The organism is Arenibacter echinorum (genome assembly GCF_003259375.1).
Classification (GTDB): Bacteria; Bacteroidota; Bacteroidia; order Flavobacteriales; family Flavobacteriaceae; genus Arenibacter; species Arenibacter echinorum.
Genome location: NZ_QLLN01000004.1, coordinates 78,938 through 95,291, shown reverse-complemented (window position 1 = coordinate 95,291; position 16,354 = coordinate 78,938). Strand labels below are relative to the sequence as shown.

At 38.7% G+C, this 16,354-nt stretch carries 16 protein-coding genes; 6 read left to right on the top strand and 10 right to left on the bottom strand.

The features are described from left to right. Positions 1-11 precede the first annotated feature (11 nt). The 4 genes from LV92_RS10930 (at position 12) to LV92_RS10915 (ending at position 2,379) form a co-directional block, all read left to right on the top strand. On the top strand, positions 12-455 hold the full coding sequence (locus LV92_RS10930) for a hypothetical protein (protein WP_111623702.1): 444 nt from the start codon (positions 12-14) through the stop codon (positions 453-455). Between the two features lie 14 nt (positions 456-469). Further along, the gene (locus LV92_RS10925; RefSeq protein ID WP_111623701.1) at positions 470-1,090 is read left to right on the top strand and encodes an ExbD/TolR family protein; all 621 of its coding nucleotides are present in this window, start codon (positions 470-472) and stop codon (positions 1,088-1,090) included. A gap of 25 nt (positions 1,091-1,115) precedes the next feature. Next, the gene (locus LV92_RS10920) at positions 1,116-1,598 is read left to right on the top strand and encodes an ExbD/TolR family protein (protein ID WP_110356941.1); all 483 of its coding nucleotides are present in this window, start codon (positions 1,116-1,118) and stop codon (positions 1,596-1,598) included. 118 nt (positions 1,599-1,716) lie between these two features. Beyond that, positions 1,717-2,379 (top strand): porin family protein, encoded by a 663-nt coding sequence (locus LV92_RS10915; RefSeq protein WP_245946351.1) that lies wholly within the window; start codon positions 1,717-1,719, stop codon positions 2,377-2,379. Here LV92_RS10915 and LV92_RS10910 read toward each other — a convergent pair. From LV92_RS10910 to pyrH, 6 genes are all read right to left on the bottom strand, one after another. Then, on the bottom strand, positions 2,374-2,979 hold the full coding sequence (locus LV92_RS10910) for a hypothetical protein (RefSeq protein WP_111623699.1): 606 nt from the start codon (positions 2,977-2,979) through the stop codon (positions 2,374-2,376). The two genes, LV92_RS10915 and LV92_RS10910, sit on opposite strands and share 6 nt — an antisense overlap. Continuing rightward, the gene (rpoN, locus tag LV92_RS10905) at positions 2,979-4,436 is read right to left on the bottom strand and encodes an RNA polymerase factor sigma-54 (RefSeq protein ID WP_111623698.1); all 1,458 of its coding nucleotides are present in this window, start codon (positions 4,434-4,436) and stop codon (positions 2,979-2,981) included. Before rpoN ends, LV92_RS10910 begins: the two co-directional genes overlap by 1 nt. 40 nt (positions 4,437-4,476) lie before the next feature. Beyond that, positions 4,477-5,910, bottom strand: a complete 1,434-nt coding sequence (gene asnS, locus LV92_RS10900) for an asparagine--tRNA ligase (protein ID WP_111623697.1) — start codon at positions 5,908-5,910, stop codon at positions 4,477-4,479. 102 nt (positions 5,911-6,012) lie between these two features. Then, positions 6,013-8,415: an efflux RND transporter permease subunit gene (locus tag LV92_RS10895; protein ID WP_111623696.1), complete on the bottom strand. Its 2,403-nt coding sequence runs from the start codon at positions 8,413-8,415 to the stop codon at positions 6,013-6,015. A gap of 226 nt (positions 8,416-8,641) precedes the next feature. Then, a complete protein-coding gene (gene frr / locus LV92_RS10890) occupies positions 8,642-9,196 on the bottom strand; it encodes a ribosome recycling factor (protein WP_111623695.1) in 555 nt (184 codons plus the stop codon). Between the two features lie 41 nt (positions 9,197-9,237). Then, positions 9,238-9,945: a UMP kinase gene (gene pyrH / locus LV92_RS10885; RefSeq protein ID WP_111623694.1), complete on the bottom strand. Its 708-nt coding sequence runs from the start codon at positions 9,943-9,945 to the stop codon at positions 9,238-9,240. Positions 9,946-10,187: 242 nt separating this feature from the next. On the opposite strand from pyrH, the gene LV92_RS10880 reads away from it, so the two are divergent. Beyond that, positions 10,188-12,080 (top strand): M61 family metallopeptidase, encoded by a 1,893-nt coding sequence (locus LV92_RS10880; RefSeq protein WP_111623693.1) that lies wholly within the window; start codon positions 10,188-10,190, stop codon positions 12,078-12,080. Between the two features lie 204 nt (positions 12,081-12,284). Here the strand turns inward: LV92_RS10880 and tsf are convergent, their stop codons facing one another. The 4 genes from tsf to rplM all read right to left on the bottom strand — a co-directional run bounded on the left by tsf (position 12,285) and on the right by rplM (position 15,392). Next, on the bottom strand, positions 12,285-13,109 hold the full coding sequence (gene tsf / locus LV92_RS10875) for a translation elongation factor Ts (RefSeq protein WP_111623692.1): 825 nt from the start codon (positions 13,107-13,109) through the stop codon (positions 12,285-12,287). Positions 13,110-13,205: 96 nt separating this feature from the next. Further along, positions 13,206-14,276: a 30S ribosomal protein S2 gene (gene rpsB, locus LV92_RS10870; protein WP_111623691.1), complete on the bottom strand. Its 1,071-nt coding sequence runs from the start codon at positions 14,274-14,276 to the stop codon at positions 13,206-13,208. Between the two features lie 274 nt (positions 14,277-14,550). Then, complete coding sequence (gene rpsI / locus LV92_RS10865; protein ID WP_111623690.1) at positions 14,551-14,937, bottom strand: 30S ribosomal protein S9; 387 nt, start codon at positions 14,935-14,937, stop codon at positions 14,551-14,553. Further along, a complete protein-coding gene (gene rplM, locus LV92_RS10860; protein ID WP_111624106.1) occupies positions 14,937-15,392 on the bottom strand; it encodes a 50S ribosomal protein L13 in 456 nt (151 codons plus the stop codon). The genes rpsI and rplM overlap by 1 nt, the downstream gene beginning before the upstream one ends. 403 nt (positions 15,393-15,795) lie before the next feature. On the opposite strand from rplM, the gene LV92_RS10850 reads away from it, so the two are divergent. Then, entirely contained in the window at positions 15,796-16,296 is a 501-nt protein-coding gene (locus tag LV92_RS10850) for a hypothetical protein (protein ID WP_111623688.1), read from the top strand. Positions 16,297-16,354: the final 58 nt, after the last annotated feature.

The window sequence follows — 16,354 nt, the reverse complement described above, 5'->3', positions numbered from 1 at the left end:
CTTAAAGTATCATGCATAAAATTGTTAAAATAATATTAGTTGTACTCGGAGCGATTGGTGCCATACTTTGGTTTCAGCTTCCTAGTACAGACGTTCCCGCAACGGAAGCCATAAATAATGGGTCCATGAACTTCATGTTCATTATTACCTATTTATTGTTGGGGATTGCGATAGCGGCCTCGGTTCTTTTTGGATTGATGAACTTGTTGACATCCAAAGGTGCCCTTAAGAAAACCTTAATTGGTGTAGGTGGTCTTTTGGTGGTCGTAATTATTTCTTATGCCCTAGCTAATGGAACCGATGTTAATTTGGAAGAAATGGCCAAAAAGGGAGTGCCAACTACTGAGAGCACAGTGAAAACCATAGGTATGGGATTGAATGTATTTTTTATCCTTACCATTATAGCTGTAGGTGCCATGTTGTGGTCCGGAGTTAAGAAAATGATTAGTAAATAATAAAATAAAATATTATGCCAAAAAGAGGAGCACCACCAGAGGTTAATGCAGGTTCTATGGCAGACATAGCGTTCTTATTGCTTATCTTTTTCCTAGTGACTACCACTATTGAAACGGATGCAGGATTAGATCGTATGTTGCCACCAATTGAGCCGCCCGATACAGATGTAATCATTAAGCAAAAGAATATATTTCAGGTCAATCTTAACCGTGATGGACAGTTATTGGCTGATGATGAGCTAACAAATATTAAGGATTTAAGGGCCAAGGCCATTGCCTTTTTGGACAATGGAGGAGCACCATCGGGATCTGCTGACTATTGCAGTTACTGCAAAGGTAAAAGGGATGTATCGTCATCCGATAGTCCTGCCAAAGCCATTATATCGCTTAAGAACGATAGGGAGACGAAGTACGGAACCTATATTACCGTTCAAAACGAATTGGTTGGAGCCTATAACGATCTTAGAAATAGGGAAGCCCAGCGTTTGTTCAAGAAGGATTTTACGGATATGGAAGCTGAATATCTTAATCCTGAAACTCCGGACAATGTTCGTGAGGAATTGAAGGAGAAGGTTAAGAGAATACAGGATTTGTTTCCACAGAAGCTTTCAGAGGCAGAAACATCGTCAAACTAAATTGAGAAGTTAAAAACAAGATACTATGTCAAAATTTAATAAGAAAAAAGATGCGGCCTTACCTGCGGTGAATACTGCATCCTTGCCAGATATCGTTTTTATGCTTTTGTTCTTCTTTATGACGGTTACAGTTATGAAAGATAGTACCTTGAAGGTGGAAAATGTGCTGCCCAATGCTACGGAAATCAAAAAATTGGAAAAGAAGGATAGGGTAATCTATATTTATGTTGGGAAACCTACCCGTGAGTATGAAAAGACCTATGGTACCGAATCCAAAATTCAATTGAACGATAAATTTGCCGATGCATCTGAAGTTGGAGATTATATTTTGATGGAAAGGGCCAAAAAGCCACAGGAATTACAAAATGTATTGACAACCGCGCTTAAAGTGGACAAGGAAGCCAATATGGGTATTATTTCCGATATAAAACAAGAACTTAGAAAAGTAAACGCCTTGAAAGTAAATTATACCACCTATGAAGGTGATGCTTTCAGGAATTTGCAATAGTTAGTAAAAGGATAAGAGAATCAAAACGCTTCAAATGCATATATTTGGAGCGTTTTTTTTATGTTTAATTAATTACCTTTATTGGGCTATGAGGTTTTCCTGCATATTAATTATACTTATGTTCTCCAGTACTTTTGTTACTGGGCAGGTTTTGGAATCCAATAGGGACTTGGATAGGAAATATTTGGAAGATCAATTTTATTTCGGACTTACCTATAATTTTGCCACTAATCTTCCAGCCGATGTTTCCCAAAGAAACCTGTCATATGGTTTGCAGGCCGGTTTTATAAAGGATATTCCCTTGAGTTACGAAAGGACCATGGGTATCGGTATTGGTTTAGGTTATGGTATAAATTCCTATTATACTAATTTGTTGGCTTCCCAGCAGGGGTCCGATGTAGAATATACGGTTTTGGACAGTGATGCCGACTTCAAGAGAAATAAAATTGCCACGCACGTCCTGGAGGTTCCCTTTCAGTTTAGATGGCGCAATTCGACCTCAGAGGAATATAAGTTTTGGAGAATATATACCGGTGTTAAACTTGGTTATGTTTTCGACGGCAGGTCCAAATATGTTTCAAGCTCTGAGAGAATAATCTTTGTAAACAAAGATATAAGGGACTTTCAATATGGTCTAACCTTAAATGTAGGGTACAATACCTTCAATGTTCATATTTATTATGCACTCAGTTCGCTGTTCAATGATGGGGTGATGGAACAATCTGGAGAAGTCATTGAAATTAAGCCGCTTAAGGTGGGACTTATTTTCTATATTTTATAGCCAAAATTTAATCGTAAATAATTGGGTGAATAGGCCAATTGCAAAGCCAATTAAGACTTCTGCTTTGGTGTGGGCGTTCAAATATAGTCTGGAGGTGGCTGCTAGGCCACTGAGCAATGTAACTATGCTAATGGCAATAGTAACATTGATTTCAAAGTGTATACTCAGGTTTATTAAGTACATTAATAGGCTTCCCATGCCCAATAGGTGCATACTGCACTTGAAGTTTAGAAATAATAAGACAAGGGCGCTAAATAAGCCCGCTATAAGCCCTAAAAAGTAGTAATGCAACTCTATGGTAAAGTTATTGGGGATTACCTTAAATAAGACCATTATAAGCAGTCCTAGGCTAATATATATAGGATATTTCCTTTCTTGGAGTTTGGGCATGAATACGGAACTCACAATACCCAGATTGCGCAAGATCAGGTAAAATATAATGGGTATAATTATGGTGAGTATAAATATGGGCAAAATGTTTCCGCTCTGAACCTCTAACGGACTGTATTTGGGGGTAATCAGGAAATAGGCTATGGTGCCTGCAAATGGTACAAAAAGCGGGTGTAAAAGGTAAGACGTGATCTTGAGGAATAGTCGCATTAAATCTGTTTTCTCAACCTGGCCACCGGAATATCCAGTTGTTCCCTATATTTTGCAACGGTACGTCGGGCAATGGGGTAGCCTTTTTCTTTGAGAATAGCGGCCAATTTATCGTCCGTTAACGGTTTTTTCTTGGTTTCCTCTCCAATAACAGTTTCCAAAATCTTTTTTATTTCCTTGGTAGATACATCTTCTCCCTGATCGTTTTTCATGGATTCGGAAAAGTAGTCTTTTATCAGTTTTGTGCCATAGGGCGTATCAACGTATTTACTGTTGGCTACCCTGGAGACTGTAGAAACGTCCATACCAATACCATCGGCTATATCCTTCAGGATCATGGGGCGTAATTTGCGTTCATCCCCGGTCAGGAAGTACTCTTTTTGATATTCCATGATCTCGTTCATGGTAATATAAAGGGTCTGCTGACGCTGCCTTATGGCGTCAATAAACCATTTGGCCGCATCCAACTTTTGCTTAATGAACATCACGGTGTCCTTTTGGGACTTCGACTTTTCCTTGGAGTTTTTGTACCCTTCCAGCATGTTGTTGTACTCGCGTGAAACATGTAGCTCAGGTGCATTTCTTCCGTTCAGGGTAAGCTCCAATTCCCCGTCAACAATACGTATGGAAAAATCGGGGACCACGTGTTCCACAATTCTGTTATTCCCGGAATAGGAACCTCCAGGTTTAGGATTTAAACGTTCAATTTCTGCAATGGCATCCTTTAGTTGCTCCTCTGTAATATTGTGTTTTTGAATAAGTTTTTGATAGTGCTTTTTGGTAAACTGCTCAAAGGATTTTTCCAACAACTGAATGGCCAAATCTACACTTGGGGTCATTTGCTTCCTTTTTAATTGAATAAGAAGGCATTCTTCCAGCGTTCTGGCGGCTACACCGGCGGGGTCTAGATCCTGAACTATGTGCAATACTTTTTTAATGGTCTTTTCCTCTGTATAAATGTTTTGGGTAAAGGCCAGGTCGTCCATTATATCCGCAAGTGGTCTTCTTATATACCCGCTCTCATCTACGCTTCCCACTAAAAATTCGGCAATGGACCATTCCTCATCAGTTAAATAAATAGTGTTCAACTGATTTATAAGATATTGATTAAAAGAAATCCCGGCCGCATATGGCACATTTTTTTCCTCATCATCGGAACTGTAATTATTGGCTTGTGTGCGATAATCAGGAATCTCGTCATCACTTAAATAATCATCAATATTTATATCTTCCGCATTTATGCTTTCACTATCCGATTCATTATCGTACAAATCCTCAAAATCATCATCTTGGCTTTCACCTTCTTCCTTTCCAGTTTCCAGGGCAGGGTTTTCCTCCAGCTCTTGTTTTAGCCGTTGTTCAAAGGCCTGCGTAGGCAATTGAATCAACTTCATCAACTGTATTTGTTGAGGAGATAATTTCTGCGATAATTTAAACTGTAGGTGTTGTTTCAGCATTTATAACGGTGATCTATCTTATAAAGTTAAATAATAAAGATTAGAATTCAGCATTCTGCGGGGTTCTTGGAAAAGGTATTACATCCCTGATATTGCCCATTCCTGTTGCAAACAATACCAATCTCTCAAAACCGAGTCCAAAACCACTATGTACGGCCGTTCCAAATTTCCTAAGATCCAAATACCACCAAAGTTCCTTTTCATCAATCCCCAAGGCTTTGATCTTTTCCAATAGGATGTCCAAGCGCTCCTCACGTTGCGATCCTCCTACTATTTCACCAATACCTGGGAACAGTATGTCCATGGCCCTGACTGTCTTGCCATCCTCATTTAAACGCATATAAAATGCCTTTATTTTTGCTGGATAATCAAATAGTATTACTGGGCATTTAAAATGTTTTTCCACCAAGAAGCGTTCGTGCTCACTTTGTAGGTCTGCACCCCATTCGTCAATAAGGTATTTAAACTGCTTCTTTTTGTTGGGTTTACTGTTTCTAAGAATGTCTATGGCTTCGGTGTAGGTTACTCGCTTAAAAGTATTGTCTGAAACAAACTTAAGTTTTTCTATCAACGGCATTTCACTGCGCTCGGCCTGTGGCTTGCTCTTTTCTTCGTCCAATAATCGCTGCTCCAGGAACTGTAGGTCTTCCATACAATTTTCCAAAGCGTAATTAATGACTTCCTTAATGAAGTCTTCGGCCAAATCCATATTGGCGTCCAGGTCATTAAAGGCTACTTCGGGCTCTATCATCCAAAATTCGGCCAAATGTCTTGAAGTGTTCGAGTTTTCAGCTCTAAAAGTGGGGCCAAAAGTGTAGACCTTCCCAAGTCCCATGGCATAAGTTTCGGCTTCAAGCTGTCCAGATACCGTTAAATTGGTCTCTTTACCAAAAAAATCTTCCTTATAGTCTATTTCCCCATCCTCTGTTAAAGGCGGCTTTTTGTTATCTAAAGTGGATACCCTGAACATTTCTCCTGCTCCTTCCGCATCCGAACCGGTAATTATAGGAGTATGAACGTAAAAGAATCCATTTTTTTGAAAATATTGATGTACGGCAAACGAAAGGGCCGAACGAACCCTCATGATAGCTGCAAACGTATTTGTTCTTACACGTAGATGTGCTTTTTCCCTCAAAAACTCCAAGGAGTGTTTTTTGGGTTGAATAGGGTAGGCCTCAGGGTCTGCTCCTCCGTGAACCATTATTTCCTTTACCTGTATCTCCACGGACTGCCCCTTTCCTTGGCTTTCCACCAAGGTGCCGCTTATTTTAAGTGCAGCTCCGGTATTAATTTGTTTTAATAAATTTTCATCAAATTCCTCAAAATCTACTACGCATTGAATATTGTTTATAGTGGACCCATCGTTTAAAGCAATAAATCTATTGCTCCTGTAGGTTTTTACCCAACCGTTTACAACAACTTCTTGGTGTAAATGATCTGGGGATAGTAGCTCTTTTACGCTAAATGTGTTCATTTGAATTCCTTGTAAATTAAGTGGCAAAGATAGCCTTTTTGCAAAAATATAAATTGGGTGTATATCTGTATATACCGGGTAAAAAATATTTTAATCAACGGACTATTCCTCCTTATCCGTGATATTGAGTTCTTCCTTGGGAAGAATGTCTATTTGTGGTTCTTTTAGTACCTGTTTGTTGGCAATGCTTCTTTCCAAAGAAAGGAGCAAAGAGGGTAATAAAATAAGGTTGGCCAGCATGGCGAACAATAAGGTAGCCGAAACCAATGCTCCTAAAGCCACAGTTCCTCCGAAACTTGATATTATGAAGACCGAAAATCCAAAAAACAGTACAATGGAGGTGTAAAACATGCTTACTCCGGTTTCCCTTAAGGCTGCATAGACCGATTTTTTAATCCTCCAATGGTTGCTTGTGAGTTCCTGCCGGTATTTGGCCAAAAAGTGTATGGTGTCGTCTACCGAAATTCCAAAAGCGATACTAAACACCAAAATAGTGGAAGGCTTAATGGGCACCCCTACAAATCCCATTACTCCTGCTGTTATCACCAGCGGCAATAAGTTGGGTATCAATGAAATTACGATCATTCTAAACGATCGGAAAAGATAGGCCATAAAGAGGGCAATAAGGCCAATGGCCAAGGCCAGGGACATAATCAGGTTTTTTACCAAATATTTGGTCCCCTTTAAAAATAGAAGGGCGCTCCCGGTCATGGTAACCGTGTACCTGTCCGCAGGAAAGATTTTGTCAATGTTTTCCTTTAGTTTAGCCTCTATGGCTTCCATTCGGGATGTTTTAACATCCTTCATGTACGTGGTCATCCGCGCTACCTGTCCGGTGCTATCTACAAAACTACTCAGTAGGTTGCCGTTGTCTGCTGATTTGCGGGCGACATCCATAATAAAAGTGTTTTCTTGGGAGGTGGGCAGTTGATAATATTTGGGGATGCCGCTGTAAAAGGCCTGTTTGGAATATTTAACTAAATCCACCACTGAAACTGGTCTGGAAAGTTCGGGAATTTCATTTATCACCGTACCCAACTCGTCCATCTTTCTCAGGGTGGTAGGTTTTAAGACCCCTTTGGGCCTCTCGGTATCTACCACAATTTCTACGGGCATTATTCCGTCAAACTCCTGTTCAAAAAACCGTATATCCTGAAAAAACTCGGCTTTTTTTGGCATGTCCTCTATAGGGCTTCCGGAAATGTCTATTTGATAAATTCCAATTATACTAGTTACCAAAAGAGCAATGGATACTATATAAACAGTAATCCTTCTCTCTCTAACAATTCTTTCCATCCAGCTAACAAAAGTTTCTATCCACTTCGTATTCAAGTGTTTTAAATGCTTGTGTTTTGGAAGGGACATGAAGCTATAGATAATCGGAATTATCAAGAGGGAAAGCACAAATATTCCGATAATATTGATGGAGGCAACAATACCGAATTCTTTGAGTAGTTTGCTATCCGTAATAATAAATGTGGCAAAACCTGAAGCTGTAGTAACATTGGTCATTAAGGTTGCGTTACCAATTTTTGAGATTACACGTTGTAATGACAAGGCCTGGTTTCCGTGCTTTTTAACTTCTTGTTGGTATTTGTTGATAAGAAAGATACAGTTGGGAATACCAATAACAATAATTAATGGTGGAATTAGGGCGGTAAGTACCGTAATCTCGTATTGTAACAGGCCCAATATTCCAAAAGCCCACATAACCCCGATAATTACCACGAACATGGAAATCATTGTAGCCCTAAAACTTCTGAAAAAGAAAAAGAAGATCAAGGAGGTAACCCCTAGTGCCGCAAGAATAAATTTCCCAATTTCATCAATGATATTTTGGGAGTTCATTGTTCTAATATAGGGCATGCCTGAAATATGAACATCGAGGCCGGTTTCTTTTTCAAAATTTTTGACCAAAGTAGACAGGTCTTCCAATATAAAGTCCTTGCGTACGGAGGTATTTACAATATCCTTGTCCAAATAAATTACACTGCGTATGGTATGTGTTTTTTTATTGTAGATAAGGTTATCGTAAAAGGGAAGATCATTAAAAAGATGATTGGTTAGACTGTCAACCTCCTTTTTGGTTTGTGGGGTTTGTTTTATAAAAGGCTGCATAACAAATTCTTGTTTTACAGTGTCTTTTACGAGCTCTTGTAAATTGTCTGTGGACAATACAAAGTCCACCTCAGGGAAGGCCCCTAGTTGCTTACTGAGCTTGTTCCAGCGATTAAATTTTTCAGGGGTAAATAGGGAACTGTCCTTAACGGCCAAAACAACAACATTGCCTTCTTCCCCAAATTGTTTTAGAAAAGAAAGATATTCCAGGTTTACAGGGTGGTGATCTGGCAGGAGGTTGGCCTGCGAATTGGAAAACCTCATTTTGTCCCATTGCATGGACATAAAAATGGTCATAATGGCCAGTAGGACTAGAATTATAATTCTGTTCCTAAGTATTATCCGTGCTATTTTTGCCCAAAATCCTCGCGTTAACTTTGCAACCATCTAGTGAAACGTCTTATTATAGAATGCTTATTTGGCATATAAACCTTAAAAAAACCAATAAACCGTTATGATTTAAACAGGTCTTTCGGATTCTAAAATTATTCGAGCGCAAAGGTAGAGAATGATTGTTATTGTTCCTAGGAAGCTGGTACTAAATAGTAAGGGTCGGGAAAAACTAAAAGAGCGACCCCTAGGGGTCGCTCTTTTAGTTTTGATACTTTGAGGATTATACCTTCATGATTTCCGCCTCCTTGGACTCAAGGAAGGCATCTATCTTTCTAATATACTTATCGGTGAGTGCCTGAACATCGGCTTCTGCGTTCTTCTGTAAATCTTCTGACGCTTCCAGGCCTCTAATTTCTTTGTTGGCTTCCTGACGTGCATTGCGGACACCTATCTTTGCGTCTTCCGCTTCAGCCTTTGCCTGTTTTACCAAATCCCTTCTTCTTTCTTCCGTTAGGGGAGGTACGTTTATAATTACGAAATCGCCGTTGTTCATAGGATTAAATCCAAGATTGGCGTTCATTATGGCTTTTTCAATTTCATGTAGCATGTTCTTTTCCCATGGCTGAACGGACAAGGTCCTTGCGTCTGGGGTATTCACATTTGCAACCTGGGACAATGGGGTGGGGGAGCCGTAATATTCCACCATTACACTGGACAACATTACCGGACTTGCCTTTCCGGCCCTAATTTTTAAAAACATTTTTTCAAGGTGTGCTATAGCACTATCCATCCCTTCTTGGGTAGTATCCAGTATAAATTTAATTTCTTCGTTCATATGCTATTTTTTTTAATGATTTAACACAAATAGTGCCAAAACTATAGATTTACAACGGTTCCTATATTCTCTCCGGAAACCAACTTCATAAGGTTTCCTTTTTTGTTCATGTCAAAAACAACAATAGGCAATTCGTTTTCCTGGCTTAGGGTAAAGGCTGTGGTATCCATAACTTTTAGTCCCTTTGTTAGTACATCTTTAAAGGTTATCGTGTCAAATTTGGTAGCTGTTTTGTCTTTTTCCGGGTCGGAGGTATAAATACCGTCCACTCGGGTCCCTTTTAAAATTACATCGGCTTCAATTTCTATAGCTCTTAATACAGCAGCGGAATCTGTGGTGAAATATGGATTTCCTGTACCGCCGCCAAATATGACTACTCTGCCTTTTTCCAAATGTCGCATGGCGCGTCTTCTGATAAAAGGTTCGGCTACCTCATTTATTTTTATGGCAGATTGTAATCTGGTCTGTACTCCCTGCAATTCCAAGGCACTTTGTAGGGCCAATCCATTTATCACGGTGGCCAACATCCCCATATGGTCCGCTTGTACCCTGTCCATTCCGTTACTGGCACCTGCCAATCCTCTGAAAATATTTCCACCACCGATTACAATAGCAACTTCTATACCTTTGTCAACTACTTCCTTGATCTCCTCTGCGTATTCGGATAAACGCTGTGCGTCTATGCCGTATTGCTTAGTGCCCATAAGGGCTTCTCCACTGAGTTTTAAAAGTATTCTTTTGTAATGCATCGTGATGTTGATTAATTTCATGCAAAAATAATCAAAAATATTTATGAAGTGGCTTGGCGCGTACGATTCGTCTATCCTTAATTATTTCCTAATGCATATGGGAAGGTAGATTTATTTTTATAATCTTGCGTCAGTTTTTCCAGTTCCACCATTTTATAACTGAAAAATGCCATTTCCTGCTATGTCAGTGCCTAGAGGGGTATGGTATTTTTGGAAAAAACGATTAATAAAATCAATAAAAAATGACGAATAGAATAGGGTTATTTAAAAAATCATGGATTTTAGGGGTTGCAATTTTGGTGTTCCAAGGTTGTGGCACCACAAAGACCTTGGTGTTTGCCGATAAGGCCTCAGTAATTGCGAAAATCAATTTGATCAATGTTGTAGACGATAAAGTAAATGTGATTTTGGATCCGGCGGCATTTGTAGCCGATACAGTTTCCTTTTTTATTCCTAAGACAGTGCCGGGCACCTATAGCGATGACAATTATGGAAAGTATATAGAGCAATTCAAGGCCCTGGATTACAAAGGAGGGGAGTTAAAGGTAGAAAAGTTGGATGATAATACTTGGAGGATTATCAATGCCAAGGATTTGGATAAAATTGATTATTGGGTAAACGATACCTATGATACCGAAGTAGAGGTGAGTGATCCTGTCTTTTCACCGTCCGGGACCAATATTCTAAAGGGGAAGAACTTTATGTTGAACCTTCATGGCTTTGTGGGTTATTTTGATGGTCTTGAAGAAATACCTTATTCATTGGAAATTTCTGCCCCAGATGGATTGGAGCCTGTAACGTCCTTGGTTAAAGGAATACAGGATGTAAATAGGCCGGAAACAGATATTTTTGTGGCCAATCGTTATTTTGAGGTTATAGATAATCCTATAATGTACTCCAACCCAAGTACGGAAACATTTCAAGTAAACGATATTGCGGTAACCTTAAGTGTTTATTCTCCCAATGGTCTTTTTACAGCTGCTAGTTTAAAGGCAGGGATGGAAAAAATGATGCGGGGTCAAAAGGCATTTCTGGGAGATATTAACAGTACCAAGCACTATACCATTATTCTTTATCTTTCCAATATGGATGATAATGATGCTATAGGTTTTGGGGCATTGGAGCACCATACTTCTACGGTAGTGGTAATGCCGGAACAAATATCGAAGGAGCGATTGGAAGAGGCAATTTTTGACACGGTTGCCCATGAATTTTTTCATATCGTTACTCCCTTGACGGTTCACTCCAATGAAATACAATATTTTGATTTTAATCACCCCAAAATGTCCATGCACTTATGGATGTATGAAGGGACTACCGAATATTTTGCCAATCTTTTTCAAATTCAACAAGGGTTGATTACCGAGGAAGATTTTTATCAAAGGCTTATGGAGAAGATCGAGAGATCCAAAACCTATGATGATAGGATGTCTTTTATCGTAATGAGCAAAAATATATTGGAAGAGCCCTACAAGAAAAATTATGCCAACGTTTATGAAAAAGGGGCATTGATTAATATGGCTTTGGATATTAACCTTAGGGAGTTAAGTGGAGGGGAAAAAGGTGTTTTATGGTTGATGAAGGAACTTTCCAAAAAATATGGAGATTCCAAACCTTTTGAGGATGACAAGTTGATTGATGAAATCATTGCTATGACGTATACGGAAATAGGAGAATTCTTTAATACCAATGTCATTGGAAATACACCTATAGATTACGATGCGTATTGGAAAAAGGTGGGACTACAAACAACGGAGCAGGAAGAGGCTACAGGATATTTTTTTGATGGTGAGGTACCTTACATAGATGTAGATCCGGCAAATGACAATGCCATTTTTGTTAGGGAAGGCATTCAATTGAACAGCTTTTTTAATAATTTGGGAGCCAAAGGGGGAGATATAATCAAGAGTGTTGATGGTAAATTGACCAATCTGGTCAATATTCGATTACTTATAGGGCAGAGCATAAATTGGGATTCCGACAAGGAAATTGTAATGGTGGTGCAAAGAGGGGATGAGGAAATTACATTGAGCGGGAAGGTTGGGGTGCCTACTTTGGATGTCGTTAAGTTGGTTCCAATGGAAGGGGCTGGCGAACAACAGATCAAACTGCGGGAAGCGTGGTTGAAAGGTTAATAGCTGTCGACAAAGCAATTAAGAAAAAGAGCAAGTGGTTAAATTGGAATGTATTATGCCTTTCAATGTTAATATTTAGGTAAGAAACTGGATAACAATTTCCTTGCCTTTATTTAGGCTTACAAATTCTATAATCTGATTTTAGTGCATAAAAAAACGCCTTTACATTGTAAAGGCGTTTTTTATATGCTTGGTACTTAAGGATTATCCTAAAGCAACCCTTTTAAATCCTGTTACTTCCAATTTGGAATCAACAGATTTTACGTATTGGGCTACACTTTGTTTGCTGTCCTTAATAAAATCTTGGTTCACCAAAGTATTGTCTTTGAAGAAACGGTTCAATTTACCTTTAGCGATATTGTCCAACATAGCTTCTGGCTTTCCTTCTTGACGTAATTGATCTTTGGCAATTTCGATTTCTTTATCAATAATCGACTGATCAACTCCTTCTTCGTTCAAAGCTACTGGATTCATAGCGGCTGCCTGCATGGCAACATCTTTAGCGGCAACGTCAGCACCCTCAACAGCAGCAGAAAGTCCTACTAAAGTAGCTATTTTATTTCCAGCGTGAATGTAAGAACCAACAAATGGAGCGGAAAGTTTGCTGAATCCACCTATTTCAATTTTCTCGCCAATAACACCTGTTTGTTCGGTAAGTTTATCCTGTACAGAGTTTCCTTTGTAATCGGCATTCAAGAAATCTTCTTTAGTGTCGAAATTTAAGGCTAGGTCTGCCAAGTCGTTGGCCAAAGCAACAAAAGTGTCGTTCTTGGCAACGAAATCGGTTTCACAGTTCAAAGAAATGATAACTCCAGTAGTGTTGTCTGCATTTACTTTGGCAATAGCAGCACCCTCGGAAGAATCACGGTCAGCTCTTTTGGCGGCAACTTTTTGTCCTTTTTTACGTAAGATTTCAATTGCCAATTCAAAATCCCCTTCTGCTTCAACCAATGCATTTTTGCAATCCATCATGCCTGCACCCGTTGTTTGTCTTAATTTGTTTACCTCAGCGGCGGTAATTTTAGCCATTTTATTTTGTTTTAATTTTCACCTAAATTAAGATTGAAATGTAATCCTAATCTAGGTTAATGTTAAATTTATATTCTGTTTTTAGTAAAAAGAGAATTATTCTATTCCTCCCTTAACGCTATCTTGCCATTCCTGCAATTCATCCCATTTACCATCTGCAGCCATTTGAGCCTGCTTAGGCCATGACGCTGGATTTTTGGAAGCGTATCTTGGGCCTGATTCAGTAAGGATGTCCTTAAGATCTTCTTCTGATTTGTCGGCTAGATCAGCAAAAGTGTTTATACCTGCTTCTTGAAAAATTTCAGCAATCTTTGGGCCAATGCCTTCTACTTTAGTTAGATCGTCTCCAGAAGTACTAGCTTTTTTGGGAGCTTTCTCTGCTTTTGGTTCCGATTCTTTTTCTTCTGAGGCTACCTTTGCTTTTTTCTCCTTTGGTTTGGCTTCATCTCCACCTTCTTTCTCACTTTGCTTTTCAGATTTACGTTCTGTTAATCCTTCTGCAATAGCTGAAGTTACAGATGCCATAATAACCTCTATGGATTTGGAGGCATCATCATTGGATGGAACGATAAAATCGATTGGTCTTGGATCGGAATTGGTATCTACCATTGCAAAAATTGGAATGTTCAATTTTTGTGCTTCTTTTACAGCGATGTGCTCACGCATGGTGTCAACAATAAACAAAGCAGCTGGTAGACGTGTCATTTCAGAAATAGAACCTAAGTTTTTTTCCAACTTGGCACGCAAACGGTCAACTTGTAAACGCTCTTTTTTGGAAAGCGTGTTAAAGGTACCGTCTTTCTTCATTCTATCAATAGAAGCCATTTTCTTTACGGCTTTACGAATAGTAACGAAATTGGTCAACATACCACCTGGCCATCTTTCAGTGATGTAGGGCATGTTTACATTGCCTGCTTTTTCAGCAACAATATCCTTTGCTTGTTTTTTGGTAGCTACGAAAAGTATTTTTCTACCTGATGCTGCAATTTTTTTAAGAGCCTCGTTGGTCTCATCTAGTTTTGCAACTGTTTTATAAAGATTGATAACGTGAATTCCGTTACGCTCCATGTAGATATAGGGAGCCATGTTCGGATTCCATTTTCTGGTAAGGTGACCAAAATGTACACCTGCCTCTAAAAGGTCTTTTACTTCAACTTTGTTTGCCATTTTTATTTTTTAGTTTACGTTCCTTTGAATTAGCAATACTAAAGTGGTGCCTGTAGGCAGCCTTTAATATTTAGATGCTAAACTAATTTATCCAGAATTTGAATGCATTGAATTTTCCCTTAAGGAGAAACCCTATGATTAACTTTGGATTATTACTTACCCTATGACAAGGGTTTTCAATGAACAATTAAAAATTATACCAAATCTGCCAATTTCTTCATGATAACCATTAAGAGAATTGCCGTATTTCAGTATTTGATTTGTTAATACGGTATTAACGTTTAGAGAACTGGAATTTCTTACGAGCTTTCTTCTGACCAAATTTCTTACGTTCAACCATTCTTGGATCTCTGGTTAAAAGACCTTCTGGCTTAAGAACCAATCTGTTCTCGGCATCCATTTCGCATAATGCTCTGGACAATGCCAAACGAACTGCTTCCGCCTGTCCTGTAATACCGCCACCATATACATTAACTTTTACGTCGAAGTTTTCTTCGTTGTTGGTTAAGGTAAATGGCTGCTTTACTTTGTACTGTAATGTTGCTGTAGGAAAATAGTTGCTTAAGTCTCTCTTGTTGATGGTAATGTTACCTTTACCTTCAGTAACATAAACTCTGGCAACTGCAGTTTTTCTTCTACCAATTTTATGAATCATTTCCATTACTTAAAATCGTTTAAGTTAATTGCTGTTGGTTTTTGTGCTTCTTGGTTGTGGGCTGAGCCTGCATACACCTTCAGATTACGGAAAAGCTCTGCACCCAATTTGTTTTTGGGCAACATACCTTTAATCGATTTCTCTAGTATACGCGCTGGATCTTTAGCCAACATTTCTTTAGCCGTTGTAAACCTCTGGCCTCCTGGATAACCGGTGTGACGAACGTAAGTTTTTGAATCCCACTTCTTTCCGGTTAGGTTGATTTTTTCTGCATTGATAATAACAACATTATCCCCACAATCAACATGTGGTGTAAAACTAGGCTTGTACTTCCCTCTAAGTAACTGCGCTACTTTAGAAGCAAGACGGCCCAATGTTTCTCCTTCAGCATCAACTAGTAACCATTGTTTGTCAACGGTCGCCTTATTGGCCGAAATCGTCTTGTAGCTTAATGTATCCACACTAATATATTTATTGATTAAACACTTCAATCCCGTTTAACGGGCTGCAAATGTACAATTATTAAGTTGAATTCCAAATGGTTGTTTCTTATTATTTTATAGTTTTTTCCAATATTGTGAAATTAAGCAAACTTTGCCAGCCCAATAATTGGTTTTTGTATACTATAAGACTTTTGCTCGGCATAAATTCAAAGAAGTTTTATTGGCTTTTTGGAGTTGATATGGCAGATTGTCAAAACATGGTCAATGTTTTTAAATTTCAATACATTGAGTATCCAATTTTCTTAGTTTTTAGGCGCAGTTTGGCTAAGTTTGGCAGCCTGTTCAATTGTTTGGATTAGCTGGGATACTAATTTGTACTATAATGCGTTAGCTTTTAATACAATGTAAATTTTAAAAAAAGATGAAAATTAAGTTTTTATTACTTTTTCTTGTTACCGGTCTTTTCTTTTCATGTTCCTCGGACAGTGATGATGATAAATCCAAGGAGGACTCGATAGTGGGCGTGTGGCAAGCCTATGAACTTAAGGTTAATAATGATACCGCCAGTGATGATGAAAAAAATGCCAGGGATTTATTGGCCTTTTTAACTGCGAAAGAGTGTTATGTACTGAGTTTCGATTTTAAACAGGATTTAACGATTATCATTGAAAATTCGATACAGTATCTGGAAATTGGTTTAAATTCCGAAGGGAATGGTTTTGATATTCCTTGTCCTACCGAAAAGGATACGGAAACCACTGTTTATGTTTATGCCGATGGCAAACTAACCTATACGGATGAATATCAGCAGGAGATCTCTGTAGATGTGACCATTGATGGTGATGTTATGACCTTGGATGCAGCTGACCTTGATATTCCAAATTTAAATGCAGGTGGACAGCTTCTCTTTAAGAGAAAATAATATCCTGATAAATAGCTATAACTTAAAACAGGAATGCCGTTGTTTTAAACCAACGGCA

Excerpts from the sequence above, each read along its gene's own strand:
- LV92_RS10930 (WP_111623702.1), top strand. The coding sequence starts at position 12 with ATGCATAAAATTGTTAAAATAATATTAGTTGTACTCGGAGCGATTGGT.
- LV92_RS10925 (WP_111623701.1), top strand. The coding sequence starts at position 470 with ATGCCAAAAAGAGGAGCACCACCAGAGGTTAATGCAGGTTCTATGGCA.
- LV92_RS10920 (WP_110356941.1), top strand. The coding sequence starts at position 1,116 with ATGTCAAAATTTAATAAGAAAAAAGATGCGGCCTTACCTGCGGTGAAT.
- LV92_RS10915 (WP_245946351.1), top strand. The coding sequence starts at position 1,717 with ATGTTCTCCAGTACTTTTGTTACTGGGCAGGTTTTGGAATCCAATAGG.
- LV92_RS10910 (WP_111623699.1), bottom strand. The coding sequence starts at position 2,979 with ATGCGACTATTCCTCAAGATCACGTCTTACCTTTTACACCCGCTTTTT.
- rpoN (WP_111623698.1), bottom strand. The coding sequence starts at position 4,436 with ATGCTGAAACAACACCTACAGTTTAAATTATCGCAGAAATTATCTCCT.
- asnS (WP_111623697.1), bottom strand. The coding sequence starts at position 5,910 with ATGAACACATTTAGCGTAAAAGAGCTACTATCCCCAGATCATTTACAC.
- LV92_RS10895 (WP_111623696.1), bottom strand. The coding sequence starts at position 8,415 with ATGGTTGCAAAGTTAACGCGAGGATTTTGGGCAAAAATAGCACGGATA.
- frr (WP_111623695.1), bottom strand. The coding sequence starts at position 9,196 with ATGAACGAAGAAATTAAATTTATACTGGATACTACCCAAGAAGGGATG.
- pyrH (WP_111623694.1), bottom strand. The coding sequence starts at position 9,945 with ATGCATTACAAAAGAATACTTTTAAAACTCAGTGGAGAAGCCCTTATG.
- LV92_RS10880 (WP_111623693.1), top strand. The coding sequence starts at position 10,188 with ATGACGAATAGAATAGGGTTATTTAAAAAATCATGGATTTTAGGGGTT.
- tsf (WP_111623692.1), bottom strand. The coding sequence starts at position 13,109 with ATGGCTAAAATTACCGCCGCTGAGGTAAACAAATTAAGACAAACAACG.
- rpsB (WP_111623691.1), bottom strand. The coding sequence starts at position 14,276 with ATGGCAAACAAAGTTGAAGTAAAAGACCTTTTAGAGGCAGGTGTACAT.
- rpsI (WP_111623690.1), bottom strand. The coding sequence starts at position 14,937 with ATGGAAATGATTCATAAAATTGGTAGAAGAAAAACTGCAGTTGCCAGA.
- LV92_RS10850 (WP_111623688.1), top strand. The coding sequence starts at position 15,796 with ATGAAAATTAAGTTTTTATTACTTTTTCTTGTTACCGGTCTTTTCTTT.